At 62.0% G+C, this 2,500-nt stretch carries 2 protein-coding genes (1 of these 2 cut by a window edge); both read right to left on the bottom strand.

Annotated features, from left to right (window positions below):
* Positions 1–721: the 5' portion of a TRAP transporter substrate-binding protein gene (locus CP49_RS37595; RefSeq protein ID WP_057855149.1), read on the bottom strand. Its footprint begins 368 nt before the window's first position; 721 of the gene's 1,089 nt are visible here — the first part of the coding sequence; it begins with the start codon at positions 719–721; its stop codon lies off the left edge, out of view.
* Positions 722–1,171: 450 nt separating this feature from the next.
* Positions 1,172–2,485, bottom strand: a complete 1,314-nt coding sequence (locus tag CP49_RS37590; protein ID WP_057855148.1) for an NAD(P)H-dependent oxidoreductase — start codon at positions 2,483–2,485, stop codon at positions 1,172–1,174.
* Positions 2,486–2,500: the final 15 nt, after the last annotated feature.

The following is a 2,500-nucleotide window of genomic DNA, read 5'->3' as shown; positions in this document are numbered from 1 at the left end:
TGCCTTCCCACCAGCCCGGATAGTAGTAGTACTTCGCGACCTTCACGAAGCCGAGCTTCTCGTCGTCGTAGGGTCCGACCCACTCGGCCGCATCGATGGTGCCTTTTTCCAGCGCCGGATAGATGTCGCCGGCCGCGATCTGCTGCGGCACGCCGCCGACCTTGGCAATGATGGTGCCGGCGAAACCGCCGACACGGAATTTCAGGCCCTTGAAATCATCCACGGACTTGATTTCCTTCCGGAACCAGCCGCCCATCTGGGCGCCTGTGCTGCCGGTCGGCACGCCCACGCACTTGTACTCTTTCAGGAGGTCGTTGAGCATATCCATGCCGCCGCCGAACCGCAGCCAGGAGATATGCGCCCGCGTGTTGAGACCGAACGGCAACGAGGTGCCGAAGGTGAAGGCCGCGTTCTTGCCCCAGTAGTAATAGAGCGCCGTATTGCCCATTTCCACGGTGCCGTTCGAAACGGCGTCGAGTACCTGCAACGCCGGCACGATTTCGCCTGCGGCGAACGGCTGAATCTGGAATTTGTTATCGGTAATTTCGGCGACGCGCTTCGTGAAGTATTCGCAACCGCCATAGAGCGTATCGAGGGACTTCGGCCAGCTTGCCGCAAGCCGCCATTTTATTTCCGGGTTGGATTGCGCAATCGCTGGTGCGGCGACCGCACTCGCGGCAAGACCGGCGCCGCCCACCTTCAAGAACTCACGACGTTTCATTTGTCTCCCCTCTGTTATTGCCGATACCGACCAACGGACAACGATCTCGTGTCGTCTTCTCTGTTTACCGATGGCCAGTGCTGGGCTGTTGTTTAGGAATGTCGGCCCTGAAACCAAGGCTCTTGGTTTTTCGATGCAATCAATTTCCCGGCTTTATGGACCAGCGGGCAGGATGACGAATTGGTGATTGATAATCAAGCGTTCTGCTTCCACCGCAGTTGCGAAGGATTGCCTGAATATCGAGCGATCGAGCTGCTTCACCCAAAGAAAGGCCAAGACCGCGAGCGGCGCGTGCATGCACGGCAAGCTAACGGAAATGCCGCATTGCGGTAATTCCGTCGTGCGAGCGCTCGCAGCGGCGTCTTGCATTTGACTTGAACTGACTTGAACCTGCATGCGCAGGGCGATGAGATTTCCCGCTGCAGTCCGGCGTCGATACGCGTTGCGCGACTATCGTCTTGCGGAGAACGCCGCTTCCATCGCCCTGCGCGTCTTGATGGTGTCGTTGTTTTCGTCGATCTCGACATCGCTCCAGCGCACCACCGCGCCATGGGCGACGTCGTTCTTCAGCTTGACGCGATGCGCAAGTCCGATCGGCAGCGCCCCGGCGGCGAGGCTTTTGGATGCCGGCATCAGCTTGCCCCACACCGTGTAGCCGCCTTCGCCATCGAGCATTTCGCCCGCGCGCAGATCGCGCTTGGCGACCGCTGCGACGTCGCCGCGAAAATCATGCGGCTGTCCGGTCGGCTCGTTGCGTAGCGCGGCCGACAGGATGGAAATGTTGAGCTCGAGTCCGATCAGATGATACGGCTTGTACATTGCCGCATATCGGCCTGAGGCGTCGGTCTTCAGCCCATACTGCCTGAAGCAATCGGCGGCGTAATCGTTCGGCGCTTCCAGCACGACATAGACGCCCCAACGCAGATCGCGGAACACCGGACGGCCGTCGCGCTCGAGCGACGAGACGACCTCGGCGAGGCCAGCCTTCTCCAGCACGCCGCCCGCCTCGCGTGGTCGCATCACATGCGGCAAATCGTCGACGCCGCAGGGCGGAAACAGCAACCCGTACGACGGCACGTCGAGCCCGCAAGCGTTCGCGATCGCCGCCATTTCGATCGCGGATTTGGTGCCGTCCAGAAACGAGTTGAACATCTGCGGGTTCATGCCGGCCGATTGCGCTTCGCCGGCCGTCAGCCCGTAATGGCTCCACACGCCATCCGGCGTCACGTCGTGATAGGCCGGCAGATATTTGGTGCCCTTGCCGGCGGCGACGACGCGAAAGCCGGTCGCACGCGCCCAGTCCACCATCTCTGCCGTCAACGCCGGCTGATCGCCATAGGCCAGCGAATAGACCACGCCCGCCTTGCGTGCTTCCTCCGCCAGCAGCGGGCCGGCCAGCACGTCGGCCTCGACATTGACCATGACGACATGCTTGCCCGCGGCGATCGCCGCGCGGGCATGCCTAATGCCGACGGCGGGATTGCCGGTGGCTTCCACCACGACGTCCATCGCGCCTCCCGCAATCGCGCGCACGCCGTCATCGATGAAGGCCGTTCGCGCGATCCGTTCTTGATCCCAGCCGACGGTGCGGCATGCTTCCCGGGCACGATCGCGATCGATGTCGATGATGACTGGCACTTCGAGTCCCGGCGTATGCGGCACCTGCGACAAAAACATCGAGCCGAACTTGCCGGCGCCGATCAGCGCGACGCGAACCGGCTTGCCGGCCGCAAAACGGGCGTTGAGGAGGCGATGAAGGTTCATGGAAGAATCCCAACA

Source organism: Bradyrhizobium valentinum, from assembly GCF_001440405.1.
In the GTDB taxonomy this organism is placed as follows: Bacteria; Pseudomonadota; Alphaproteobacteria; order Rhizobiales; family Xanthobacteraceae; genus Bradyrhizobium; species Bradyrhizobium valentinum.
The sequence above is the reverse complement of the archived record's forward strand: the minus strand, read 5'-3'. Positions and strand labels throughout refer to the sequence as shown.

What these genes read in the sequence shown, in the direction of transcription:
- CP49_RS37590 (WP_057855148.1), bottom strand. Translation starts at nt 2,485, where the DNA reads ATGAACCTTCATCGCCTCCTCAACGCCCGTTTTGCGGCCGGCAAGCCG.